The organism is Photobacterium sp. TLY01 (assembly GCF_021432065.1).
GTDB classification, from domain to species: domain Bacteria; phylum Pseudomonadota; class Gammaproteobacteria; order Enterobacterales; family Vibrionaceae; genus Photobacterium; species Photobacterium halotolerans_A.
The window spans coordinates 918,597-943,685 of sequence record NZ_CP090364.1; the positions used below are offsets into that span (position 1 = coordinate 918,597).

Consider the following 25,089-nt stretch of genomic DNA (forward strand, 5'->3'; position numbering starts at 1 on the left):
GGCGAATTGAGCTGTATTACTTCAGATTAGGGCAGATCTTGTTTTCAGCGTTGGACAGAAACAGGATTTGCCCGCTATCAGACATTATCGTCCCCGAATATTCCTGAACAGTTCTTCACTCAGCTCGCGCAAGACACCAGGTGCGGGGCAGGTGTGCGAATAGGCGCGAATGCCGTAAATACCCATCACCAGATAGCGGGCTAATTCTTCCGCGCTGCGATTACCCGCGATTTCTCCATCGCGAATCGCCTGTGCAAATTTGTGGGCGAAGCGTTGTTCCCAATCTTTCAGTTTGTGGCTGATCAGTCGCTCAATTTCTTTATCGTCCTGCGCCAGTTCGCTCAGGGCTTTCTGCAACAGACAATCTTTAATCTGTTCCTGCTCGCATTCGATCACCATTTGTTCCAGATAAGCAGCAATACCCGCCATGGCGGACGGCTGATTCTCAAACAGTGCCTGAAACGCGAGATCACGCTCTTTTTGGTACTGTTCCAGTGCCGCCACCAGCAAGCCGCGCTTATTGGTAAACGCACAATAGATAGACCCCGGATGCAGACCGGTAGCCTGCTTGAGATCCTGCATGCTGGTTTTGCTGTAACCCTTGGCGATAAAGGCATCCATCGCGGAATGTAACACCGTTTCGCGGTCAAATTCGGCGCTGCGCATTAATTTTCTCTTATCCATGTGGCCTGCAGGGATTTTATCCGATCTTGAATGCGCATTCAAAAAATACTTGAACGTCCATTCAAGATCGACTAATTTGAATGAGCATTCAAGAATTACTGACTAGGTGTAGTGACAATGGATAACTTGTTTCAAGCTGTAGCACTGAACGCTTCAATCACGCTGAAAAATCGCCTGCTGATGGCGCCTTTAACCCGCTGTATGGCGGATGATGAGCTGGTGCCGACTCAGGCGATGGCCGATTATTATGCTCGCAGGGCGGATACTGGTTTGATCATTTCTGAAGCGACTATCATCCGTCCGGATGGGCAGGGTTACCCGAATACACCCGGGTTGTACACCCCGGCACAAATTGCGGGCTGGCGTAAGGTGACCGATAAAGTGCATGACAATGGCGGCAAAATTTTTGCTCAGTTATGGCATACCGGGCGTGTTGCACACCCTCATTTCTTCGGCGGCGATGATGTGCTGGCGCCTTCTGCGCTGGGTGTGGAAGGTACAGTACCGCGGATGCGCGAGCTGACTTATGTCGTGCCTAAACCGGCGAGCAAGGAAGAGATCGAAGAGCTGATTGCCGATTACGCCCAGGCGGCGATTAATGCGCTGGAAGCGGGCTTTGATGGTGTCGAGATTCACGGTGCGAATGGCTATCTGATCGATCAGTTCCTGCACTACAGCAGCAACGTGCGAGAAGATGAATTCGGCGGCAGCCCAGAAAACATGGCGCGCTTCCCGCTGGCCGTGGTCGATGCCGTAGTGAAAGCCATTGGCGAAGATCGCACAGCACTGCGCCTGTCACCGGGCGCTTACTTCAATATGGATGCTGATGCCCGCGATCGCGAGGTGTTTGATTATCTTCTGGGTGAGCTGGAATCCCGTAACCTGGCGTTTTTGCATGTGGGCGTGTTCGACGACAGTATGGCATTTGATTATCTGGGCGGCACGGCTTCTGAGTATATGCGCTCACGTTACAGTAAGACGCTGGTTGGCGTGGGTGGTTTTACACCGGAAAGCGGCAGCCAGGCGATTGCCAGTGGTAAGTTCGACTTGCTGGCGATTGGCCGTCCCTTGATTGCCAATCCCGATTATGTCGCCAAAGTCCGAGCCGGCGAAGCACTCACCGAATACTCCGATACCATGCTGGCCGAGCTGGTATAAGCAAAGTTTTACCTTGTTATATAAATCGAACGGAAGGCTTTGCCTTCCGTTTTTTGTTGGGTGAGCAAAAATGACTTTTGAATCTGACCCGTCGCACTTTTTCCATCGGCTGCTTGAATCGGTCACAGGGAGAAGCCGTGCAATGATTGGTAATGTGTATAAAGTGAGTCACGCCAGTCTCCCCCGGTAAGCCACACTCAGTCATGGGTTCTGTAACTGATATAACAAGGATACCAAGATGAGTGTTTTACTGGCTCAAGCAAGACTGTTTTTCGAAGCGTGTGAAACAGGAAAAGGCTGGCAAGTGTGTAAAACCTATTGTCATTCAGATGCGACTTTCTCATCGCAAACAGCGGTGCTTGCTGAGGTGAATTCGCTGCAGGCATATACTGAATGGATGAAAGATCTATTCACGCCGTTACCGGATGGCCGTTATGATCTTAAGTTTTTTGCGGAAGATGAGAAACGGTCATGTGTTGCCGCTTATGCCGTTTTCCATGGCACCAGCAGTGGTCCGGGTGGACCGGTTGATCCGACAGGAAAAACGGTTGAAGCAGACTATGTCTATGTGATGCAATTTGAGGGAAATCTGATTCGGCATATGACGAAAATATGGAACGATGGCATCAGTCTCCAGCAGTTGGGGTGGATGTAATGCTGGTAACGAAAGGCAGTCACCGGCGGTTAAAGGCAACAAAATTGAGGTTCATTAGGGAATGATGACAGTGATAGAAATAAAACGGCCGCAGGATCTGGCGCGTTTACGGCGCCTGGCGTTGGCTGCACAGGGTTTACTTCAGGCTCAGCCTTATGGGCGCGGCCTGACCGGAGCACGCAAAGCGATTCACCACTTAGGCTATGTGCAGATAGACACCATCTCTGTGGTGGAGCGCGCACATCATCATGTCATTCATTCCAGAGTACCTCAGTTTAAACCCGAGATGACCAACCAGATGTTGCTGAACGGCGACATTTTTGAATACTGGTCGCATGCGGCAGCGTTTCTTCCCATGGCTGATTTTCGCTTTTCCCTGCCTTATAAACAGGCCATCAAAAGCGGGCAGATTCACTGGTACCGGGAGCGGGATCAGAAACTGATGGGGGAGTTGCTGGCCCGTATCCGTTCGGATGGCCCGCTTCGCTCCAGAGATGTCGAGACCAAAGCGAAGAAACGAGCAGGCTGGTGGGACTGGAAACCTGCCAAAAAAGCCCTCGAACAGCTGTATATGGAAGGTGACCTGATGGTCAGTAGTCGCGAAGGCTTTCAGAAAACCTACGATTTAACCGAGCGGGTGCTGCCCGCCCACGTGGACACCCAAATGCCAGAGACGGCGGATTTCGCAGCGCATTTGCTGGAGCGTCAGTTGTGCAGCCATGGGTTGATGTCCATGAAAGGACTGACTTATCTGCGCCGAAGCACCGAACTGCGCAAAGCGGTGAAAGATTTAGTGCAGGAAAAGCTGGCGCTGGGCGAGCTGGAACAAGTGAAAGTCAGCAGCGGAGAAATCTTCGTGATGGAAGCCGGCGCACTGGAGCGTCCGGTTCCCCGGCTGAATCAGCGCATGCTGATCCTGTCTCCGTTCGATAATGCAGTCATTCAGCGCGACCGTCTCAAAGCACTGTTTGACTATGACTATCAGATTGAATGCTATGTGCCTGAAGCCAAACGAAAGTATGGCTATTTCTGCCTGCCGCTGCTCTATCGCGGTGAGTTTATTGGGCGGATGGATTGCAAAGCGCACCGCAAGATCAGTCATCTGGAAATTAAATCTCTGCATATCGAAAACCATCGCTTTGATGAAGAACAGCTGATTGCCGCCTTTGCTGTGGCTGTCGCGCAGTTTTGTGATTTCCAAGCGTGTAATACAGTGTCTTTGACTCAGGCTTCTCCCAAACCACTTGAGTCACAGTTACAAAGTGCGCTGAAGGCGCTGAAAGATGAGCAGGAATCCGCAACAGATCGCTGAAAAAGCCACAGGTCGCTGAAAAAGAAGGGCAGCCGCCTGCGTATGAAGATCAGGTTTTTGTCGTTCATAGGCAGGTCGCTGCAAGATGCTCAGGCAAAGGTACTCAGGTAACGATACTCAGGTATAGTTAGCCACAGCACTTTTTGTATTTTTTACCGCTGCCGCAAGAGCAAGGATCGTTGCGGTTGGGTGTCTTTTCAAAGGTGATGGTGGCGGGCTTGTTCAGCAATGTATCCAGCGCAACCGTGTTCTCTGCCTGAGCGGCATCGACAACAATATTGGCCACGATCGCGTGTTCAGCAACGAGCGCCTCAATCTCCGCTTTACGTGCTTCCGTGTTCACTACAACAGAAACGGGCGCTTCTTCAGTGCCTGTTTTGACGTCACGGTTGACGTTATAGCCCGACTGCGCATGATTTTGCATGACATCTCTGCGGCCTTTGAAAAAAAATTTTGACATTGAAACTCATCACTCTTGGTATGACGTAACGGAGCGGCGATTATACGCATAAATGGTCATTGATAAAGCAGTGATCAAACAAACCTGTCAAGAAAACGCTCTTCAGGGAAGGCTGCAAAGGTGGATTGAAAACGTTGATTGAAAACGTGACCTCCTGCTTCAATCTTCGGTCGTTTCTGCTGGCACTCAGGCCGGGGGAAGGCCATCATCGGTATTGAATCAAGAATAAGGAGAGTCAGTTATGTATCAAGGCCAGTGTCATTGCGGCAATGTCCGGTTAACCATTGCGCGACTCACCGAAACCGCCACGCGCTGTAATTGTTCGCTCTGTCACCGTTATGGGGCATTGTGGGGATATCTGACTGAGTCTGAGGTGGCGGTTCAGGTGGGGGAATCCGGTACCGAATATTATGAACATGGTGATAAGTGCATTCATTTTCATCGCTGCAAACGCTGTGGCTGCGTGACTCATTATTCCTCGGCGCCAGCTTCCGGCAGTGATCGGCTCGCAGTAAATTACAGTATGTTTTCAGCCCGGGAGATCAGACCGATTCGTATCCGGTTGTTTGATGGGGCGGATACCTGGCAGTTTATTGACGAGTGAGTGAGCCATAGCGCACTGATCAGGTCAATTGAACGAGCGCCAGCGCATTGAGCCTGATTCAGCAGACTGGCTGATGTGACAGACCGCAATAAAAAGGAAAGTGACTTTACTGTGACTTTCCTTTTTTCTTTTCCGATTGTCTCAAAGGATGGTACTGAAAAGTGAGCCGGAGTGCGGCTCAACCGAATGCTATTGATGGAATTGTTTTAACTTATTGTTTTTATTGTTATTTACTGTCATTTCTGTGACGTATTTTTGAAATAAAACTGTCATCTGACCGGTGTAAATTTCCTGACTCAAATCTGTCATGATTCTGAAAATAATTTGTAACGTGAAACAATAAAAACATGGAGTGTCTGATATGTCAGTTTGCAATTTATTGGAATTTTCAGAGTCTGGTGGCTGCGGATGTAAAATCCCGCCTCAGATGCTGACGAATATTCTGAAAACAACACAACAGAAAAACACCGTTAAAAATAACGATATTTTATTGGGCTTTGAAACCTCTGATGACTGCGCCATTTATAATTTCGGTGGTAAAAAGCTATTATTTTCGACTGACTTTTTTAGTTCAACTGTCAGTTCTCCCTATCTGTTCGGGAAAATAGCTGCAGCCAATGCACTGAGTGATATTTATGCGACCGGCGGCCGTCCTTTAATTGTCAATTCCATCCTGGCTTTTCCACCTGATGATATCCCCATGCCGTACATTGAAAAAATGATTGAGGGCGCCCAGGAAGTGATGGCGGAATGCGGGGCAACTGTGGTCGGTGGCCATACCATTAAAAATGCGCAGCCCTTGTATGGCTTTGCGGTGATTGGTGAAGTTGAGGATGCGCATATCCGGCAAAATAATACCCCCCGAAATCATGATCTGGTGATTATCACCAAACCGCTGGGGATTGGCATTATTTCAAACGCCCTGAAAGTGGGGAGATTGAGCGAAGCAGAGTTACCCGAGTCAACGCTCGAAATCATGAGTCGTGTGAATCGGATTGGTTACACTTTGGCTCAGTATCCTGGTGTCAGTGCGATGACAGATATTACCGGTTTTGGTCTCGCCGGACATTTGAGTGAGCTGGTGGACAACACTGGGTTTAACGTCAGCATTGATGGGGATGCGGTGCCTGTCATTGAAGGTGTGGAAGCTCTGAGCCTGGCGGTGACGAAGAATCCGAGCGGTACTTACAACAATATCAGCCGTTATGCCCGGTTTGTGAAATATGAAGCCGACATCAGCGATGCGCTTCGTCTGATTCTGCACGATCCGCAGACGAACGGCGGATTATTGTTTACCGTCGACGAGGAAACCTATCGGGATCATATTCTGCCGCTGTTTGAAGCGGAACAGTCTGACCATTATGTGATCGGGACAATCAGCGCAGGGCAAGGGCAGATCATCATCAAATGAGTCAGGAAATTATCGTTGGCCTGTTAGGGACCATCACAGGCAGTTTGTCGGGTTTACTGGGTATCGGTGGCGGCATTTTGCTGGCACCTTTACTGATTATTTGCATGCCCTGGCTAAACGGAATCGCACTGCCGATGGTGACCATTACCGGATTGACGGTCGCCCAGAGCTTCTTTGGTTCCGTCAGTGCCCTGTTTCATCACTCAAAATATCAGCAACGGGATAAAAATCTGATTTACCGTTTCGGCGTCCCTATGGGCGTCGCCAGTCTGGCGGTTTCTTTATTCACGTTTCATTTATCCGACCAGGTGATTTTAATCACGTTCTCTGTGCTGGCGATCAGTTCCGTGGTGATCACGACCTTAGGCCCGGAATTCTGGCGAAAGTGGCTGGGCGAAATCCGGTTAGATTCTATGGTATTGCCGATCATGGGTCTGTTGCTGGGGTTTACTTGCGGGATTGTCGGCCAGGGTGGCGGCTTTATTTATCTGCCGGTGATGATTGCTTTCTTCGGCTGCCTGCCCAAACTGGCTATTGCGACAGCGCCTGTGATCGGGATTATCTCTTCTTTTTCATTGTTTTTCGGACGTGCGGCTTCAGACACTCTGGACTGGACGCTCTGTGGTTATCTGGTGGCGGGCATATTCGTCGGCGCAAAGCTCGGTAGCTACCTGTATTTTCGGTTGAACGAAAAGATGCTTGCGCGTTGCGTGAATATTTTCGTGCTGCTGAGTTCTATCAAAATCATGTCGATGGCTATCGGCTGATCCAAACCGATTGGTGGAAAAATGATTAATGCGGATGTAAGCGGGTCTGACTGGATCAAGCCCGAGGTTTTTGATTACCTGAAACAGCAGTTTTCAGAACAACGTTTTGGCAACCCGAACTCAAATCATTTCATCGGAAACAGATTGTTTCAGGAGATTGAGATGGCGAGGGGGACATTGTGCGGGGTATTGTCCTGTGACAGCCACCAGCTGATCTTCAATGGTGGTGCAACCGAAGGGATCAGAAATGTGTTTTTCAGTTTCTTTGAGCACCACAGTTATCAGGATGCAGTGATCCTGCATTCGCCCTATGAACATTCTGCGACGCTGGAAAACATTCGTTACTGTCGTGCGAAAGGTGCTGATTCTATTGTCCTTGCGCATGAACAAAACGGGCTGCTGGATTTGGCCGGGTTACAGGCCGCACTGAAAGCCTGTCAGGGGAAAGCGGTTCTGGTGGCGGTGATGGCCGCGCATAATGAAACGGGGGTGATTCAGGACTATCAGCAGATTGCTGAATTGTGCCATGCATATGATGCGGAATATCTGTGTGATACCACGCAACTGATTGGCAAGCAGTCGTTTGATTTTGAGCGAAGCGAGGTGGATTACGCTGTCGCTTCCGGTCATAAGTTTGGTGCTTTACCCGGCACTGGATTTCTGCTGGTGAAAAATTCCTGGCATTTCAGCCCGCTTTTGCTGGGCGGCGGACAGGAATCCAGCCTGCGGGCGGGCACCCAGAATTATCTGGGCATTGCTTCTATGGCCATTGCTTTGCCGCTCGCGCATCAACGGATGGCGAACCAGGCGGAAGTCACCGCGGTGCAGCGACGCTTTGAACAGGCGCTGAAGCACCACTTTCCCGGAACGGTCATTATCGGAGAAGCGGCACCGCGTGTTCCGGGGCTGACTTTCTGCGCCATTGGTGGCGTCAGCCGGGAAGCTTTGCAGGCGGTTCTGGAAGATGCCCGCATCATGGTGTCGTCCGGCTCGGCTTGCTCAGACCGGAAATCAGCCTTGTCGAAAGTGGCAACCGGGCTGGGGTATAGCGATGATGTGGCAAAAAATACCCTGCGTTTCAGTTTGGGGTACTCCGGGACGGAAGCAATCTACGCCAGTCTGGCAGAAACACTCCGGCGTGTTGAGCCCAAAGCGCTGGTCGCCTGATGTTCATGGATGATGTTTGAGCAAAGCGCCAGCTGAAGATGCTGGCGCTTTTTGTTTTCACTGTTTCAGTACGACAGCGATCATCGTTAAACCCGTGCTGATGGTCGCCCGGCGGCGGGTTTAGAGCCACTACGAGAAGAAGCTCGCCGTCAGAATTAATAAAACTTGTCTCATATCGATTGATGATGCTCCGCCATGCGCCGCTTGCAGGCGCTGAATCCCGGAAGCATTGCCGGTGAGTGGCCGGCGGTGAAAGCGAATCTGCTCAGTAAGCTCAGAAATTAGGGTAGGGCTCGATAGAACAATGGGGGGCGGTTTCAGTCGGTCCGGTAGGTTCAAGTGCGGACATTTCAGTTTTCAGCCACGCCATGAATACCTTTAATCGCGCCAGTCTGGCTGAGTTCGGGTCATAGACCATATAGCGCCTGACCGGATTCGGGTGAGGTAACTGAAAAGGGATCACCAGCTGCCCGGCGTCAAGCTGGCTCTGATATAAATAGGGGACGGCCAGTGTAACGCCATGGCCGTTTAACACCGCCGTCAGTGCCATATCGGTACTGTTGACCCGGGTCCACTTGGCGTGCTGTTTGCTGGCTGGCACACCTGTGTGTTCAAACCAGCTTTGCCAATCGTAGGCGCCGGGGTGTTCCAGGGTAACCAGCCAGGTGGACAGCAGATCTTCGGGGAAACTGAAAGCCAGATCACGGGCAAGTTGCGCAGAACAAACCGGATAGACGGCAGATTGACCGAAGTACTCACAGGACAGGTTGTCCGGTGCGTGTTTTTCCACTTCAGTGCCGAAACGAATCGCCAGATCAATATGTGCTTGCCTGAGATCATCAAATCCCGCGGACGAAACCACGCGAATCTGGATATCAGGATGCAATTCGGAAAAGCGTTGCATCCTTGGCATCAACCAGAGTGTGGTAAAAGCCTGTGTTGAGCTGATGGTGAGCTCCCCTGCAATTTCTTCCTGATGAATTTGGTTCACTCCCTGCGAAATGATCGCCAAAGCTTGTTGCGCGCACTCGAACAGGCTTTGTCCTTGCTGGTTCAGCAGCATGCTTTTGCCTTTCCGGATAAATAATCGGCATCCTAAATGCTGTTCCAGTTGCCGCATTTGCTGGCTGACGGCAGCCTGGGAAATACAGAGCTCATGCGCCGCCAGACTATAGCTGTTGTGTCTGGCTGCGCATTCAAAGGTGACCAGTAGATTGATATTTTTCAGCAAAATAGGGGCGTCTTGTCTGTGTAGGGGCTCAGTATTATAAGTTTTTCTTATATTTAAAGTCGATTTGTATCGTTGGTGTTGAACTGCGTCGGCACACAAAATGGGCATGCAGGGAACAGCCCGGCCCATTCGTGGTTTTCCAGTCAGGAGACAGACATCATGCAAGAATTTAAGCAGTTACATCAGCAAACGACGCCTTTCATCATCGGCAATGTTTGGGATGCTGCCAGTGCCCGTTGTGCTCAGCAGGCCGGTTATCAGGCGTTAGGGACTTCCAGCGCAGCCATCGCGAGTTTACTGGGCTATGAGGATGGTGAACACATCCCGTTTGCTGAGCTCGTTTTTATGGTTCGGCGCATTGCCGCAGTCAGTAAGCTTCCCCTCAGTGTGGATATTGAAGCCGGGTTCAGCCGGAATCCGGACGTGATCGCCCATCATATTCAGCAATTAGCGGCGTTGGGTGTGGTCGGGATTAATCTTGAAGACAGCCGGGTAGACGCAGAACGAACTCTTGTTCCGGCGGAGGAATTTGCGGCGATAGTGTCGGGCGTGAAAGCGATCCTGCAACAACATCAGACAGAGGTCTTTCTCAATGTTCGCTGCGACGCATTTTTACTGGGTTTAGACCATGCTTGCGCCGAAACGGTAAAGCGCGCTCAAATCTATCAGAGGGCAGGTGCTGATGGCTTATTTGTGCCCTGTATAACTGAGGCTGACGATATCAAGGCCGTTGTTGCAGCAAGTCGGCTCCCGGTGAATGTGATGGCAATGCCTGAGTTGCCTGCCTTTGATGAATTAGCGGGCTTGGGGGTGAAACGGATCAGTACCGGTAACTTTGCTCATGATGCGATGCACAGATATCTGCTCAATCTATGGGGTGAGATAAAACAATCGGGATCGTGCGAATCACTGTTCGGTACGGGCACGGCCGGATGAGCGGTTTTGCTGCTGCTGTTGATCCAGTTCAGAATGGGAGCGGAGAGCGCGATCTCGGATGAGGACGTTGAGTTGGTGTGAAACACATTCAGGTTTATGGCTGCCGACCGCATGATGCGGCCGGCGTTTTTGTTAGATGTCAGATCGGCATTTAAGCCTGGTTTGCAGCCTGCTTGTCGGTCAGTGCTTTCATCACTGCGTCTTTATCATTCAGATAAGACTCCAGACCTTCACGGCGCAGATCGCAAGACGGGCAGTTGCCACAGCCGTCACCAATCACACCGTTGTAGCAGGTCAGGGTCTGGTTGCGGATGTAATCCAGCTTCCCGTGCTGATCGGCCAGTGCCCAGGTTTCGGCTTTGTTGAGCCACATCAGCGGCGTTTCAATGCGCAGCGGACGATCCATACCCAGTACCAGGGACTGATTCAGTGACTGCACAAATGCATCGCGGCAATCCGGATAGCCGGAGAAGTCGGTTTCGCACACACCGGTAATGACGGCTTCGGCGCCTATCTGGTAAGCGTAAATGCCTGCCAGCGTCAGGAACAGGATGTTACGACCCGGCACAAACGAATTGGGTAAGCCGTTATCTTGCAGCTCATGAGACACCGGAATATTGTCACGGGTCAGTGAACTGATAGCCAGTTCGTTGAGCAGGCCGACGTCCATTACCTTGTGGGCGGCAACGCCTAAGTCTTTCGCAATGGCCTCTGCCACTTCGATTTCCAGTTTATGGCGCTGACCATAGTCAAAGGTGATGCAATGCACTTCATCATAATTGGCCATAGCCTGAATGAGACAGGTGGTCGAGTCCTGTCCGCCACTGAAAACGACAACGGCTTTGCGCATGGTGTTGCTCCGAATCTGGTTCAAAAAAGAAGGCACATCCTACCCTGAGAGTCAGGATATGCCAAGTGAGCCGTCCCTTCACACATGCTTATCAGGCGTGAAGACTCAGCTGAGTTGTCCTGTCTGTTCGAAGGCAGCCAACTGATCGAGATAGGGCTGAATATTACCGATGTTAGTGGCGACCCAGTCGGCGTCGAAATAGGTATCCAGATAGCGTTCGCCACTGTCGCACAGCAAGGTCACGATTGAACCTTGTTCACCGCGGGCTTTCATGTCGCTGGCGAGTTGCAGCACACCGTACAGGTTGGTGCCGGTAGAGGCGCCGGCTTTGCGGCCCAGCAGTTTTTCCAGCCAGTGAACGGTAGCGATACTTGCCGCATCGGGAATGGTGCGCATCTCATCGACCACATCCGGAATAAAGCTGGGTTCGACACGCGGACGGCCAATCCCTTCAATGCGGCTGCCACGCTCCCCTTTCAGGGCCGGATCCCGGGTGAGGTAGTAATCGTGGAAGACCGAATGCTCAGGATCCACTACACACAGTTGGGTGCCGTGCATCTGATAGCGAATATAGCGGCCGATAGTGGCGGAGGTGCCGCCTGTACCGGCACTCATGACAATCCATGTCGGGACAGGGTGTGCCTCTAACTGCATCTGCTCAAAAATGCTCTTGGCAATATTGTTATTGCCCCGCCAGTCAGTGGCACGTTCCGCATAGGTGAACTGATCCATGTAATGACCGTTCAGTTTTTCAGCCAAACGACGAGATTCGTCATAGATCTGGCAAGGGTCGTCTACAAAATGTGCCTGGCCGCCATAGAATTCAATTTGTTCAATTTTTTTACGGGCAGTCCGGCGCGGTACAACGGCAATAAACGGCAGGCCCAGCAGCCGGGCGAAATAGGCCTCAGAAACTGCAGTGCTGCCTGATGAGGACTCGATGATCGTGGTGTGCTCGCCAATCCAGCCATTGCACAGGCTATAAAGGAAAAGAGACCGGGCCAGACGGTGCTTCAGGCTGCCGGTGGGGTGGGTGCTTTCATCTTTCAGATACAGGTCGATCCCTTCGATGGCCGGAATATCCAGTTTGATGAGATGGGTATCGGCAGAGCGCTGAAAGTCGGCTTCGATTTTTCTGATGGCCTGGTTCACCCAGAGTGGATCGTGACGCATGAAACATCCTTGAAAATGGCTGATTAACTGAGTGAAAGTTTACGCGAACGAGCGGAAATTTCTTTGCTATTATTATTGTTGCTTTGATTAATTATAGAAATTTTTTCTTCATAATGGATTTTTCAGGGAAAAATATGGCCGAAAAAAAGATAGCGGAGATAGATACCACGGATCGATTATTGCTGGATTTGCTGCAAATGGATGCCAGTCTGTCACTCAACGATTTAGCCGACGCGGTTAATCTGACCACCACACCATGCTGGAAACGGCTAAAACGGCTGGAAGAAGCGGGAATCCTGAAACGGCGGGTGGCCTTGCTGGATCCGGTCAAATTAGGCCTGTCATTCATTGCCTTTGTCCAGATAAAAACCAGCGATCATTCACAAGAGTGGTATCACCGTTTTGTTGCGACCGTGAGTGAATTTCCGGAAGTGATGGAGTTCTACCGCATGGCTGGTGAATATGACTACATGATGAAAGTGCAGATGGCAGATATGGCTGCGTTTGACAGTTTTTATAAAAAACTGGTCAACAGTATCAGCGGATTAACCAATGTGACTTCTACCTTTGCGATGGAGCCCCTGAAATACACCACAGCGTTACCTTTATAAATCTCTGATTTGTATTGAAAAAGCACTGTATGAAAACAAATATTCCGTTAACACCGTAAAAATAGGCAGCATCACCTGCTGTTTTGCTGCCATTCCTTACATTTGGGTTGATAATTAGCCTGTCTTTTTGCCAATATGTTGCTCAATTGTCACTTCAGTGTGACGGGCGATTTTATCCTCTCGATCCACCCGAATTTATAATATTTTTCTGTTCTTCCGCTTACTTCTCGTGAGCAGAGCGTGTTTTGCTGGAGGAAACATGCAGGTTTTTTGGCAACTCAGATGGTACTTTCGGCAAGAATGGCGGCGCTATGGCGGCGCAATTGCGATTTTTGTCATCATTGCCTTTTTTGAACTGATCCCGCCCCGGGCCGTGGGTTGGATCGTCGACGGTGTGGTCGAAGGGCAAATGACCATCAACACCATGCTGATGTGGCTGGGCGGACTGGCCGCGATGTGGGGGCTGGTTTATGTGCTGCGGATCGTCTGGCGTCTGTGGTTGTTTGGCAGTGCTGCGAAACTGGGCACTGTGCTCAGAGACAAGCTCTATCGCCATTTTACCCGGCAGGCGCCGAATTTTTTTGAGCGCCACAAAACCGGCGATCTGATGGCCCGCTCAACCAATGATGTCAATGCGTTGGTGATGACCGCCGGCGAAGGCGTACTGACCGCGGCGGACTCGCTGATCACCGGCCTGGCGGTTTTGCTGATCATGACGACCCAGCTCAGCTGGCAGCTGACCATTTTGGCGCTCCTGCCGATGCCCGTGATGGCCTTGCTGGTCTCACGTTTTGGCAGCCAGTTGCATGACAGGTTCAGCGAATCGCAGGCAGCTTTTTCTGCCCTGACAGACACCACCCAGGAGTCGCTGAACGGCGTCAGGATGATCCGCGCCTTTGGTCTGGAGCAACGGCAGCAGGCCGCATTTGAGAAAGTCGTTGACCATGCCGGGGAAAAGAACTTCGGTGTGGTCAAAGTAGATGCCAAGTTTGACCCTGTGATCCAGTTAACTATCGGAATGTCTTTTTTCCTCAGTGTCGGCGGCGGGGCTTATCTGATTCACCAGGGCGAGCTGACTCTGGGCGATCTGACCGCGTTTACCCTCTATCAGGGCTTGATGATCTGGCCAATGCTGGCCATTGCCTGGTTGTTCAATATTCTTGAGCGCGGCTCGGCGGCATGGAAACGCCTGCAGGAGATCCTGGAGCAGGCCCCGACGATTGTCAGTGGCACCCAGGCACTGCCGGACACCCGTCAGGCGCTGGATATTCGGATCGAGGCGTTTTCCTGGCCGCAGCAACGCCAGCCCGCGCTGCAGGCGCTGGCGATCCAACTACCGGCGGGTCAGATGCTGGGGCTGGCCGGACCGGTCGGTTGCGGCAAGTCTACCTTGCTGGCGCTGTTGCTACGCCAGCAGGAACTGAGCCAAGGGAAAATTACCTATGGCGGCGTGTGCATCCGCGACGCGGTACTGGAGCAATGGCGCGGCCGTTTTGCTGTGGTCAGTCAGAGCCCGTTTCTATTTTCCCGCTCGATCGCCGAAAACATTGCGCTCGGCAAGCCGGATGCCAGTCTGGATGCCATACGTCACGCTGCCGGATTAGCCTGTATTGATGAAGACATCATGCTGTTTCCCGAAGGGTATAACACTCTGGTTGGAGAGAAAGGCATCACGCTGTCCGGTGGTCAGAAACAGCGTATCGCGATAGCCCGGGCGCTGCTGCTCAACGCTGAAATTCTGGTGCTGGATGATGCGCTGTCGGCTGTCGATGGCAAAACAGAACACAGGATCTTGCATAATCTGCGCAATCAGCCTCAGCGGCAGACCGTGATTGTCATTGCCCATCGCCTGACCGCGCTGGAGCAGGCTGATGAAATCGTCGTGCTGCAACAAGGCCAGGTGAGCGAGCGCGGAAAACACGCCGCTCTGCTGAGCAACGATGACTGGTACGCCGAGATGTACCGCTACCAGAAACTGGAACAAGCCATTGAGGAGGGGCAATGAAAAGACAGGCAGTTAACCGGGCGGTACTCCAACGGCTGCTCAGATACGCGCTGGACGATAAGCGCAACCTGTTCATTGCGATTGCGCTCTTGTTTGTGGCCTCTCTGGCGGATGTGTCCGGTCCCTGGTTGCTGCAGCGTTTCATCGACCATTACATTGCTGTTGATCAGTTTCCGGTGGCTGATGTGGCGACACTGGTGGCGGCGTATATCGCGCTGATGATTCTGGCGGGTGTGTTTAAGTATGCCCAGTCACTGCGTTTTAATCAGATTGCCATCGGCGTGGTGCAGAAAGTCCGTAAGCAATTGTTTGCCCGGGTGATGAATCAGCCTTTGTCGGCGTTTGATTACATGCCCAGTGGCAAGCTGATTTCCAGACTGACCAATGACACTGAATCCATTAAAGATTTTTATGTTTTCGTCATTGCGACTTTTTTAAAGAACGTCACGCTGATTGTGGTGATGCTCACTGTGATGTTTATCATGAGCTGGCGTCTGACGCTGGTGGTACTGGCGTTGTTGCCGGTTGTGGTGGGCGTGATGGTGGTGTACCAGCACAAAAGTGCCAGTGCTTATCGACGCATGCGCGATTTGCTGGCGGACATCAACTCTTCGATGAGCGAGTCCATTCAGGGGATGAGTCTGATCCAGCTCATGCGACAGGAAAAAGCGTTCAGCGCCTACTTTGCCGGGCTGACCGATCAGCACCTCAAGGCGCAAATCGGCGTGACCAAACTGAACAGCGTACTACTGCGGCCCCTGATTGATTTGCTGTCAGGGATAGCCTTGCTGACGCTGGTGGCGCTGTTTGGTGTGGGTGGCACCGAGCTGATCGGGGTCGGGGTGTTGTATGCATTTCTGAGCTATCTGGGGCGGGTCACCGAGCCGCTGATCGAAATGACACAGCAGTTATCTTTGTTGCAGCAGGCACTGGTAGCCAGCGAGCGCATTTTTGCGCTGATCGATTCACGCCAGCAAGCGTACGGTGAAGATGAAAGGCCACTGACCAGCGGGCATCTGGCGTGCCGACGTCTGAGTTTTAGTTATGACGGCAAGCAAAAGGTGCTGAACAACATCGATATTGAACTGCCGCATCAAGGGTTTCTGGCGCTGGTGGGTCATACCGGCAGCGGCAAAAGTACCCTGGCCTCGCTCATGATGGGGTTTTATCCCAGCTCAGAAGGTGGCGTCGAGTTAGACGGCCGCCCATTGGAAAGCCTGAGCCGATCTGTGCTGCGTCAGGGCATTGCCATGGTCCAGCAGGATCCGCACGTACTGAGTGACACCGTGAGAGAAAATGTCAGCCTGGGTCGGGAGATGACCGATGATCAGATCTGGCATGCCTTAGAGACGGTCGGCCTGGCCGGACAGATAAAGCAGTATGAGTTCGGTTTAGACACTGTGCTGGGGGGCGGAGAAGTGAACCTGTCGGCCGGACAGAAGCAGTTACTGGCGCTGGCACGCGTGCTGGTCGAGCAGCCGAAAGTGCTGATCTTGGATGAAGCGACCGCCAATATAGACTCAGGGACAGAGCAAAAAATTCAGCATACGCTTTCGGTGCTGCGTCAGAACATGAGCATTGTGGTGATTGCGCACCGGCTTTCAACCATCATGGATGCTGATGAGATTGTGGTATTGCACCACGGCGAAGTGATTGAAAGAGGCACGCATTTTAGTTTGCTTTCTGAGCGAAAACAGTACTGGCAAATGTACCAGTTGCAGCAGGCGAGTGATCACCTCCACCATTTGGAAGAAGCATCCACCGAGACAGCAGAAAATTGACATCACCCTGACAAAAATGTACAAGTCATTCACTATAAATGGCTCCCGGGACAATGGTGGCATATCGCCAATCCGGGAGCTTTGCCGTGAGTGAGTACTTATGTGCTGTGAGATGAATGTCTGTCTGATGAATCAGTCTTCACGCTTGCGCATCAAACCTTCCTGCACGGCGGAAGCAACCAATTCGCCGTCACGGTTATAAATCTCCCCCCGGACCAGACCGCGTGAACCGCTGGCTGATGGACTGTCAATGACATACAGCAGCCAGTCGTCCATACGAAACGGGCGGTGGAACCACATGGAGTGATCGATGGTGGCCACCTGCATTTTCGGGGTCAGTAAGGTGACGCCATGGGGTTGCAGGGCAGTGACCAGAAATCCCCAGTCAGAGGCATAAGCCAGCAGATACTGGTGAATGCGAGGATCGTTCAACATTTCACCATTGGCTCTTATCCATAGGTATTGTTTGGCCGCCTCTGATTGAGGATGGAGCGGATTGATCACTGTGACCGGACGCACTTCAATCGGTCGCTCGCAGCCAAAGGTCTCGACAAATTTGCGGGGCAGCTGGTCTGCGATGGCTTTGACATGGTCTTGTTCTGATTTCAGCGATTCGGGTGGTGGCACATCTTCAGGCATCGGAAACTGGTGATTAAAGCCGTCTTCCAGCGCCTGATAAGACGCGGTCAGGTAAAAGATAGGGCGACCGTTCTGAATCGCTTTGACCCGACGGGTGCTGAAGCTTTTGCCGTCACGCAGGTTTTCGACATCGTAGATAATCGGTTTTTGCGGATCGCCCGGCAGCAGGAAGTAGCTGTGGAAGGAATGGACAAACCGGTTCTCCGGCACAGTTTCTTTTGCTGCTGAAAGGGATTGTCCGATGACCTGACCACCATAGACCTGGGGTAAACCAAGATGTTCACTCTGACCGCGGAACAGACCTTGTTCCAGTTGTTCTAAGTGCAACAGATTGAGAAGTTCGTTCAGTTCTTTGCTCATCGGAGCTCCAGTTATAATGCTATTATTAGCCAAATTTTTACAGTTAGTTATCCATAAACTCAAGGTGAAAGGTTCCGAAGTGTTAGAACCATCAGTTTGTGGGAGGAATATCAAGGGCAGGGTACAACGATGAAAAAGATGTTTGCGTTACTAACCTTATTGGTCACGGCTATGGTTATCTCAGCATGTACAAATATGATCAATAAAGATGCAGGTGTCGGAAAAGTTGAAGGTAATCTGACTTATCGTGAGCGTATGGCGCTTCCTGATGATGCGCTGATTACGGTGACCTTGTCAGATGTTTCTCTGATGGATGCGCCCGCGAAAGTGATCAGCCGCCAGTCGTATCTGGCTGCAGGCAAGCAGGTGCCTTTTTCGTTCAGCCTTCAGTATATGGAAGAAGAGATTAAGCCATCTCATACCTATGCTGTGAGCGCTCGAATCGAAGTGAACGGTCAACTGCTGTTCATCACAGACACCGCCAATCATGTGATTACCGATCCGGCCAAAACTACTCAGCTGGATCTGATGCTGGTACGCGTCAGCCAGTAATCTCTGAATCAGAATCCTCAAAGCCCGGCCATCGCCGGGCTTTTTGCATTTGGCCATTCCGGGCTGTTGCTCTTGTTCCTCCCCTTGAAATGGAGAGGGAAGAGATCGGTATTTAATGTCGGGTACTTTGCTCTTGTTCCTCCCTCTCGTGGCGGGGGAGGTCAGGAGGGGGTCTTCAGGGCACCAAGTTTCGGGGGATTTTCTTACCGCTATACCTCCGGAAACCCGTCCCAGCGGTAACGCTTCAAAGAAATCCTGCCCGTAACAGAAACCTCAATGCCATCAGCAATCAGACATTGTCGCTGGCGCAGGAAGTCATCACCCTGCTGTGAGATTTTCCCCTGACTGTTGATCACCCGGAACCAGGGTAGCGTAGAACCTTCCGGCAACTGGCCTAACAGTTTTCCCACATGACGGGCATAACCGGGAAAGCCTGCAAAGCGGGCAATATCACCGTAAGTTGACACTTTGCCAAAAGGAATCTGCGCGATCTGGCTGTAGATTTGATGCTTAAAGTCGTCCATATTGGGATCCTGGGTAACAATTTGTGCAGGGAGGTGCAAATGTTATATACCACAATCCTGGCTGTCATGAGCATGTTACTGACCATTGTCGGGGTCAGCGCCCTCGGGCTCGCACAGCATCATTTAACTGTGCTTGCGGTAGCTATCCCCGCGCTGTGGCTGTTGCCGCAAGGTGGTCTGCCTGCTGTGTTGCTGCTCATGGGCATCGGTATGTTTGGTGCCGTATTGCCTTTTCAGCCACTCGCGCTTTCAGTGAGTCTGCTGATGATGCTGCCTGTCCTGACGATCTCTTTCTCACCCCGGGGAAACTGGCAGGTTGCGGCGTTACTCTTTGCTGTGGTGATCGCCATGGATGCCGGCTTGCTGGCCTTGCAGGGCGAAGCAAAGCTGGCGGGGCAGGCTGGTTACACCTTGCTGCAGGTGCTGGCGGTGTGTTTCATCTGGCTTGCCGCCCGTTACTGGCAACCGGTTCGAGCGAATTATGGCTGGCCATTACTGCTGGCGGTGCCTTTATGGCTTGGTGGGCTGGCATCGGCCGCATTGGTTGTCCTGTGTATCATCGGGGTCATCGTCGCACTTCAGACCCTCTATCAGCAGAATCAGCTGGTTTGGGTATCCAGACTCAATTGGGTCTTGCCGGCGATCGCGTTTGCTACCTTAGTGGTGATCCCTGAATTTGATGTGCCTAATCCTGTTTTAGTTGCCTGGCTGCTGGTACTGGGCAGTGCCTCACTGGCCGAATACTTACTGAACGAATTCGAAAGCAGTTAAAGGAAAACCGGCAGATGGGCAATATTCCAGCAGTCAGTAACACGCGCCCTGGCAATGCCTTGCATTGTCTTTGGGGTTAGTGGATAATCCCTCCCGTTCTCGCAATGACCTGAACGGTTAACCGTGAGAGATCGAATCTATGGAGGCCCCCATTGGTCCTCCCGCAACACTAACTCGTGAACCCGGTCAGGCCTGGAAGGGAGCAGCCGCAGCGAGCGACGTGTGTGCCGGGATGTGGCTGGTGGGGGTCTCCACCCATCTGGTGTTTGTCAATTTCCTGCTTCAAAAGTGACTTCTTGATTCTTTGAATTTCTCTGTGTTGCGATGTCCGCAGTCTGTTTATTTGTGTGTCTGTATATCTGTTCAAGCTAATCATCGATGCATGGTTTGTCTTTGGTAACGGTGCGGTAACCTGTTATTGGCCCCTTTTGAATTTTTCAGGTCCAGAAGAGCCGTTCCACAGGACTATTATTCCAGATGCAGCCAATGCCTACTCATGCCTTGTGTAATCCGGTAGCGCTATGGCCGTTGCCGGAGTTTACGCTTGATGTCGCGGGTAACCCAACCTCCATTGCTTCGGCAGCTTCTTTATTGCTGTAACTTGAGCAAGCACCAAACATAGCAGTTCTAATCAGGTGGCTAAATTAGCTATGCCACTACATCTTTGCTCCCCTCAAAGGTGTTTTTTATAAGCATTAAGTTTCATTTTTTATTATTTAACCGAATTGAAGGCGTCTCAATTATTAATTGGGTAGAGGTCCAAAAATAGGTTTAAGCTATAAATCTGGGCTTCTGAGGGGGGAGTGGGCATGTCCATACCACACAATAGTTCTAGGCGTAGGTTCATTAAACAATGCGTGATTGGTGGCGTTACCATTTATAGTGCTCCAATGTTGCTAAGCAGTGTCCATGCCTCGGAAAACAACCAGATAGAAAAATTTCGGGCGAACTGGAAAAAAGATAACAAACCACATTTTCGGTTCGATGCCATTGAAAAGGTCACGGGGCAAAAAATCTACGGTCGGGATTACCGTGCTGTTGATATGCCAGGCTGGCCTGATGAGCAGCATCACGCCTTGATCATCCGCGCCTCCATCGCAAACCGTGTTTATCAGGGGTTTGATATTTCTTTCCTGCCAAGCGACATGCAGCCTTATAAGGTCATTACTGCTGAAGATCTTAAAGCGCATCATATTGATTGGATTGAAGAGTTTGGCGGCAATATGTTGCTTGAAAAGGGGCGTACACCAGATTATCTCGGTCATGAAATTGCGGTGCTTTTATTTGATTCGTTTGACGCCTTCAATAAGGCAAAAAACCGCATTCAGTTCAATAAAGATGTGGTGCAGTATGGTGAAAAAACACCTTTGGTGGCCGCATCCCGAGATCCTTACGCTTCCTGGCGTATCATCCGTGAGCAAGGTCTGTCGGGGCAAAATGATCGTTACAGCGCATTACAAGACGGCTTGTTTTTTCCTGATTATGTAAAGCACAGACCCGTATGGCCGGATGCGGAAAACAGCCCGGATGATAACGGTAAGCGCGGCATGTTCTATGCGCAGCAGTTACACAATGATATGGCTGATCAGGATGAGTGGTTTGTTCTGAATCGTACCTATCATACTCAGTCGATTGAGCCGATGGCATTCGAGCCCGAATCCTACAATGGCTGGTATGACAAAACGTCTAAGACCATGCACATCGTAATCTCAAGCCAGTCAGCACAACATTTTTACTATGAAGCAGGAAAAGCCATCGCCAAAAGTTCACTGGCCAGTGATATTCAAAACGTGGTGGTGCATACGCCCTATATTGGTGGCGGTTTTGGCTCAAAGGACCACACCCATTTTCCTTATTACGGCATCCTGGCCTCGCTCTTTGCGAAAGCCCCGGTACGTTTGGCAAACGACAGATTCGAGCAGTTTCAATACGGTCTGAAACGCCACCCATTTAAGATGGTGAACCAACTGGCCTTTGATAAAAAGACCAAGAAAATTGCTGGATTGGTTTCTGATATGGAAGTGGACGGTGGTGGCCGGATTAATTTCTCGCCTTCAGTGACTATGGTTGGTGCCAGCGCGCTTCAGGGGATCTACTACATTCCACGTAATGATATCGCCGCGGTATGTTACCCGTCACAAACGCCTCACGCGGGGTCGATGCGCGGCTATGGCACATTACAGTCGATGTCAGCAATGGAAATGATGTTGAATGAAGCAGCAGCCGAGTTAGACATCGATCCGATAGAACTGCGTAAAATCAACGCCCTCAGGCCGGGAGAGAGAAATACACAAGGCGCACGCCCGAATGGTGATATGCGTTATGTTGAGATGCTGGAACTGGCTGAGAAGCATCCGACCTGGGTGAACCGGCAGTCGGCGAAGAAAGCGTTTGAGGCCAAAAATCCGGGTAAACTTTACGGTGTTGGCTTTGGTATCGTCTCTAAAGATTATGGGACGGGCGCAGCTGCACCTTCATCCAGCGTTGAGCTGACCCCAGAAGGTAAGATCATCGTGAAGACCTGTTCTGTGGAAATGGGGACAGGTATTGATACATCGCAAGGCTCGCTGGTGTCTAAGTATTTAGGGACCGTTGCTGATGAAGTGCAAATGGCGGTCACGGAAGAATTTGATGCCATGGAACTGTTCGCCACCGATAATCCGTATATCACTTCACAGGAACGTCAGGATCAAATGTCGAAAAATCCGCGCTGGACGCCCGTCGTTTCTATGTCAACAGCGGCCAGTATGTCGAGCTTCTATCAGGCCCAGACCACAGAGAATGCAGCGCGTATCTTGTTTGAACACTCCTTGTTCCCTGCAGCGGTCGAGATTTGGAAGAAGCGTTATTTTAACGGCGAATTAGCCACCCCGGATTTTATCGATATTACAGAGGCACATTGGAATAAGGACGGCCTGACGATCAAAGGTTACCCGCCCATTGATTTAGTGACTCTGGCAAAAAAAGCACACCTCGATGGCATGATCACCGCTGTCATGACTCATGCGTTTAACCGCTGGGCCTGGGCAACGGCTGAGTTCGAAATCAATGGAGAAACTAAGCGCTACCCCTTAGACGCGATAGCCGTCAAACGCGGCATTGGCGCCCGGAATGTGGCAACGAACCGCTTTGGGTATCAGGTGATTGAACGCAAGAGTGTCGATTACCCCAGTACTCAGCTGAACAATGCCATGGTGACCTATTACGCCCCTTGCGCCACCTTAGCTGAAATCTCGGTAGAAAAAGCCTCGGGTAACGTGGAAATCTTATCGACCCACACTTGGTTAGAGCCGGGTAAAGTACTGGTTGAGCAGCTCGTTGAAGGTCAAGTCGAAGGCGGCCTGACGATGGGGGTGGGTCATGCGCTGTATGAATACCTGCCAAATGATGAAAACGGTGCAGGCAATGGTACGTGGAACCTGAACCGTTATCAGGTGCCGCTGGCTAAACATAATGGTGTGTGGCACCTCACACACACCATGCTGCCGCCGTTATCTGAGTCAGATCCTGCCAAAGGTATTGCGGAAGTGGTCATGATCCCTGTGGTGCCTGCATTGATAGAAGCGATTTATCAGGCCACCCATATCCGCTTTTACCATACCCCGGTCAGGCCACAAGATATTATCGAGGCAATGAAGTCATGAGTATGATCAGTTTAACTATCAACAATCAGTTGTACGGTCCGCTGGAGGTTGATCCTGAAGTGAAAATGACCGACTTTCTGCATGAGTTCTTAAACTTAACCGGCACCAAATTCGGCTGCGGCCAGGGGGTCTGTCAGGCTTGTACCATTATCGTGGATAATGACGATGGGACCAGTGACACAGTGCGAACCTGCATTACGAACGCTGTGGTCTTTAATGGCAAGAAGCTGCGTACAATTGAAGGCCACGCGACAACCAATCAAGCCGGAGAAATTATTGCACTGCATCCGGTACAAGAAGCTTTTGTGACGAATTTTTCCTTCCAGTGTGGCTGGTGTACATCGGGCTTTACCAATAAAACCGTGGCTTTAATTGAGAAACTGAAACGCAATCCGATTCCCAAAGATCAGGTTCAACAAGTCATTGAGGCTGAGCTCAAAGATCATATTTGCCGCTGTACTGGCTATGTGAAGTATTACAAAGCGGTGAAAGCGCTGATCTTAGCGACTGAAGGAGCGACGGTATAATGCAGAAATTGGTCACTCTTGCTCTGTTATTCGCCATCAGCCGGGTGGCCGTGGCCGATACGGACACCGAACTTATCAAAAAAGGCAAATACTTATCAGAGATGGCTGACTGCTATGCCTGCCATACCGCGGAGGGGGGAGAACCGTACGCGGGCGGATTAGCATTTAAAACCCCGTTTGGCACCATTTATTCAACCAATATCACCTCAGACAAACAGCATGGTATTGGCGACTACAATTTTGAACAGTTCGATAAGGCTGTGCGTTTGGGTGTTGCTCCGAAAGGTAATTTATATCCGGCCATGCCTTATACCTCTTTCGATAAGATCACCCATGAAGACATGCAAGCGCTGTACGCGTACTTCATGGACATCAAGCCCTCACCGCAGCCAAATCCGGATAATGATGTGATGTTTCCGGCGAATATCCGTATGGGATTGAAAGTATGGAATTTTTTCAATCACAGCCCGCAAAAGTATGTGATGGATAACAGCAAAAGTGAAGTCTGGAACCGAGGGAACTATATCCTTAACAGCTTTGGGCACTGCGGTGAATGCCATACTCCCCGGGATATGACTTTTGCTATGGAAGAAGACAAACATTATCAGGGGGCCATGATAGGCAATGTATGGGCACCGGATATCACGTCAAAAACGTTGGTTCAACAAGGCTGGAGTACTCAAGATGTGAAAGATCTGCTCCGTTCCGGTTCTTCCCGCAAGGGTACCGTTGTGGGTGAGATGTATACTGCCATTTATCACAGCTTGAGTAAGTTTGATGATCAGGACTTACAAGCCGCGGCGGTCTATTTACTCGATAGTGATGCAGAGGTGGCAGGTAAAGATCTGGTTTCAAATACAGAGGCTAACCAGGGTGAAGGTTACCAGCTTTACATGGGGTACTGCGCAGGTTGTCACGGCATCGAAGGAAAAGGTAAGCCCAATTTTGCCCCGGGCCTGGCGGGCAATGGCTCTCTGGCTCATGACAATAGTATCAATTTGTTAGTGGCGACGTTGTACGGCATCAAACCCCAGCATTACTCCACTTTAGTGTCGTTTGATGATATGCCTGCCTATGGGGATAAGCTCAGTGATGCCGAGCTGACAGAGCTGGTGAACTATCTCAAGGCAGCCTTTACCGACTCGCCTGTTCGTTACTCCGTGGCACAAATGAGCTCTCTGCGCAAAGAAGTCGAGGAGAATCAGAAACAAGCAACCCACTGATATGAGTTTGTTGAAATGCTGAGTTATGCCCCGACGCTCTTATC

At 51.0% G+C, this 25,089-nt stretch carries 24 protein-coding genes and 1 other RNA gene; 18 read left to right on the plus strand and 7 right to left on the minus strand.

The window, feature by feature from the left end:
- Nucleotides 1-84 precede the first annotated feature (84 nt).
- Complete coding sequence (locus tag LN341_RS04605; RefSeq protein ID WP_046219483.1) at nt 85-666, minus strand: TetR/AcrR family transcriptional regulator; 582 nt, start codon at nt 664-666, stop codon at nt 85-87.
- Nucleotides 667-801: 135 nt separating this feature from the next.
- On the opposite strand from LN341_RS04605, the gene LN341_RS04610 reads away from it, so the two are divergent.
- From LN341_RS04610 to LN341_RS04620, 3 genes are all read left to right on the plus strand, one after another.
- Nucleotides 802-1,842 (plus strand): alkene reductase, encoded by a 1,041-nt coding sequence (locus tag LN341_RS04610; RefSeq protein WP_234204141.1) that lies wholly within the window; start codon nt 802-804, stop codon nt 1,840-1,842.
- Nucleotides 1,843-2,080: 238 nt separating this feature from the next.
- Nucleotides 2,081-2,497 (plus strand): ester cyclase, encoded by a 417-nt coding sequence (locus LN341_RS04615; RefSeq protein WP_234204142.1) that lies wholly within the window; start codon nt 2,081-2,083, stop codon nt 2,495-2,497.
- Nucleotides 2,498-2,558: 61 nt separating this feature from the next.
- Nucleotides 2,559-3,809, plus strand: coding sequence for a winged helix-turn-helix domain-containing protein (locus tag LN341_RS04620; protein ID WP_234204143.1), 1,251 nt, complete (start codon nt 2,559-2,561; stop codon nt 3,807-3,809).
- Between the two features lie 127 nt (nt 3,810-3,936).
- Here the strand turns inward: LN341_RS04620 and LN341_RS04625 are convergent, their stop codons facing one another.
- The gene (locus LN341_RS04625; RefSeq protein ID WP_234204144.1) at nt 3,937-4,269 is read right to left on the minus strand and encodes a PBPRA1643 family SWIM/SEC-C metal-binding motif protein; all 333 of its coding nucleotides are present in this window, start codon (nt 4,267-4,269) and stop codon (nt 3,937-3,939) included.
- Nucleotides 4,270-4,510: 241 nt separating this feature from the next.
- Here LN341_RS04625 and LN341_RS04630 point away from each other — a divergent pair, with 241 nt between their 5' ends.
- The 4 genes from LN341_RS04630 to LN341_RS04645 all read left to right on the plus strand — a co-directional run bounded on the left by LN341_RS04630 (nt 4,511) and on the right by LN341_RS04645 (nt 8,218).
- Nucleotides 4,511-4,873, plus strand: a complete 363-nt coding sequence (locus tag LN341_RS04630; RefSeq protein WP_234204145.1) for a GFA family protein — start codon at nt 4,511-4,513, stop codon at nt 4,871-4,873.
- A 361-nt stretch (nt 4,874-5,234) separates the two neighbouring features.
- The gene (gene selD / locus LN341_RS04635; protein WP_234204146.1) at nt 5,235-6,284 is read left to right on the plus strand and encodes a selenide, water dikinase SelD; all 1,050 of its coding nucleotides are present in this window, start codon (nt 5,235-5,237) and stop codon (nt 6,282-6,284) included.
- Nucleotides 6,281-7,051, plus strand: coding sequence for a sulfite exporter TauE/SafE family protein (locus LN341_RS04640; protein ID WP_234204147.1), 771 nt, complete (start codon nt 6,281-6,283; stop codon nt 7,049-7,051). The genes selD and LN341_RS04640 overlap by 4 nt, the downstream gene beginning before the upstream one ends.
- 21 nt (nt 7,052-7,072) lie before the next feature.
- A complete protein-coding gene (locus tag LN341_RS04645; RefSeq protein WP_234204148.1) occupies nt 7,073-8,218 on the plus strand; it encodes a cysteine desulfurase family protein in 1,146 nt (381 codons plus the stop codon).
- Nucleotides 8,219-8,492: 274 nt separating this feature from the next.
- Here the strand turns inward: LN341_RS04645 and LN341_RS04650 are convergent, their stop codons facing one another.
- The gene (locus LN341_RS04650) at nt 8,493-9,449 is read right to left on the minus strand and encodes a LysR substrate-binding domain-containing protein (RefSeq protein ID WP_234204149.1); all 957 of its coding nucleotides are present in this window, start codon (nt 9,447-9,449) and stop codon (nt 8,493-8,495) included.
- A gap of 159 nt (nt 9,450-9,608) precedes the next feature.
- Between LN341_RS04650 and LN341_RS04655 the strand changes: the two genes are divergently transcribed.
- A complete protein-coding gene (locus LN341_RS04655) occupies nt 9,609-10,385 on the plus strand; it encodes an isocitrate lyase/phosphoenolpyruvate mutase family protein (RefSeq protein ID WP_046219475.1) in 777 nt (258 codons plus the stop codon).
- A gap of 151 nt (nt 10,386-10,536) precedes the next feature.
- On the opposite strand, the gene queC is transcribed toward LN341_RS04655, so the two are convergent.
- Together queC and LN341_RS04665 are read right to left on the minus strand one after the other, a co-directional pair.
- Nucleotides 10,537-11,235, minus strand: a complete 699-nt coding sequence (gene queC / locus LN341_RS04660; protein ID WP_046219627.1) for a 7-cyano-7-deazaguanine synthase QueC — start codon at nt 11,233-11,235, stop codon at nt 10,537-10,539.
- A 105-nt stretch (nt 11,236-11,340) separates the two neighbouring features.
- Nucleotides 11,341-12,408 carry a PLP-dependent cysteine synthase family protein gene (locus tag LN341_RS04665; RefSeq protein ID WP_234204150.1) on the minus strand — a complete coding sequence of 356 codons (1,068 nt, stop codon included), beginning with the start codon at nt 12,406-12,408 and terminating at the stop codon, nt 11,341-11,343.
- Nucleotides 12,409-12,542: 134 nt separating this feature from the next.
- On the opposite strand from LN341_RS04665, the gene LN341_RS04670 reads away from it, so the two are divergent.
- From LN341_RS04670 to LN341_RS04680, 3 genes are all read left to right on the plus strand, one after another.
- Nucleotides 12,543-13,019, plus strand: coding sequence for an Lrp/AsnC family transcriptional regulator (locus tag LN341_RS04670; RefSeq protein WP_234204151.1), 477 nt, complete (start codon nt 12,543-12,545; stop codon nt 13,017-13,019).
- Nucleotides 13,020-13,278: 259 nt separating this feature from the next.
- Nucleotides 13,279-15,024: an ABC transporter transmembrane domain-containing protein gene (locus LN341_RS04675; protein ID WP_234204152.1), complete on the plus strand. Its 1,746-nt coding sequence runs from the start codon at nt 13,279-13,281 to the stop codon at nt 15,022-15,024.
- Nucleotides 15,021-16,805, plus strand: a complete 1,785-nt coding sequence (locus LN341_RS04680; protein ID WP_234204153.1) for a SmdB family multidrug efflux ABC transporter permease/ATP-binding protein — start codon at nt 15,021-15,023, stop codon at nt 16,803-16,805. The genes LN341_RS04675 and LN341_RS04680 overlap by 4 nt, the downstream gene beginning before the upstream one ends.
- Nucleotides 16,806-16,937: 132 nt before the next feature.
- Here LN341_RS04680 and tesB read toward each other — a convergent pair whose 3' ends face one another.
- Complete coding sequence (gene tesB, locus LN341_RS04685; RefSeq protein ID WP_234204154.1) at nt 16,938-17,804, minus strand: acyl-CoA thioesterase II; 867 nt, start codon at nt 17,802-17,804, stop codon at nt 16,938-16,940.
- Between the two features lie 129 nt (nt 17,805-17,933).
- Between tesB and LN341_RS04690 the strand changes: the two genes are divergently transcribed.
- Complete coding sequence (locus LN341_RS04690) at nt 17,934-18,356, plus strand: YbaY family lipoprotein (RefSeq protein ID WP_046219470.1); 423 nt, start codon at nt 17,934-17,936, stop codon at nt 18,354-18,356.
- A 209-nt stretch (nt 18,357-18,565) separates the two neighbouring features.
- Here the strand turns inward: LN341_RS04690 and LN341_RS04695 are convergent, their stop codons facing one another.
- Entirely contained in the window at nt 18,566-18,880 is a 315-nt protein-coding gene (locus LN341_RS04695) for an MGMT family protein (protein WP_234204155.1), read from the minus strand.
- 39 nt (nt 18,881-18,919) lie between these two features.
- Here LN341_RS04695 and LN341_RS04700 point away from each other — a divergent pair, with 39 nt between their 5' ends.
- The 6 genes from LN341_RS04700 to LN341_RS04720 all read left to right on the plus strand — a co-directional run bounded on the left by LN341_RS04700 (nt 18,920) and on the right by LN341_RS04720 (nt 25,045).
- The gene (locus tag LN341_RS04700; protein WP_234204156.1) at nt 18,920-19,651 is read left to right on the plus strand and encodes a hypothetical protein; all 732 of its coding nucleotides are present in this window, start codon (nt 18,920-18,922) and stop codon (nt 19,649-19,651) included.
- A 150-nt stretch (nt 19,652-19,801) separates the two neighbouring features.
- Nucleotides 19,802-19,898, plus strand: an RNA gene (ffs, locus tag LN341_RS04705) — signal recognition particle sRNA small type.
- Between the two features lie 230 nt (nt 19,899-20,128).
- The gene (locus LN341_RS21760; protein ID WP_255783065.1) at nt 20,129-20,251 is read left to right on the plus strand and encodes a hypothetical protein; all 123 of its coding nucleotides are present in this window, start codon (nt 20,129-20,131) and stop codon (nt 20,249-20,251) included.
- Between the two features lie 290 nt (nt 20,252-20,541).
- Nucleotides 20,542-23,295 carry a xanthine dehydrogenase family protein molybdopterin-binding subunit gene (locus LN341_RS04710; RefSeq protein ID WP_234204157.1) on the plus strand — a complete coding sequence of 918 codons (2,754 nt, stop codon included), beginning with the start codon at nt 20,542-20,544 and terminating at the stop codon, nt 23,293-23,295.
- Nucleotides 23,292-23,822, plus strand: a complete 531-nt coding sequence (locus LN341_RS04715; protein WP_234204158.1) for a (2Fe-2S)-binding protein — start codon at nt 23,292-23,294, stop codon at nt 23,820-23,822. Before LN341_RS04710 ends, LN341_RS04715 begins: the two co-directional genes overlap by 4 nt.
- The gene (locus tag LN341_RS04720; protein WP_234204159.1) at nt 23,822-25,045 is read left to right on the plus strand and encodes a cytochrome c; all 1,224 of its coding nucleotides are present in this window, start codon (nt 23,822-23,824) and stop codon (nt 25,043-25,045) included. Before LN341_RS04715 ends, LN341_RS04720 begins: the two co-directional genes overlap by 1 nt.
- Nucleotides 25,046-25,089: the final 44 nt, after the last annotated feature.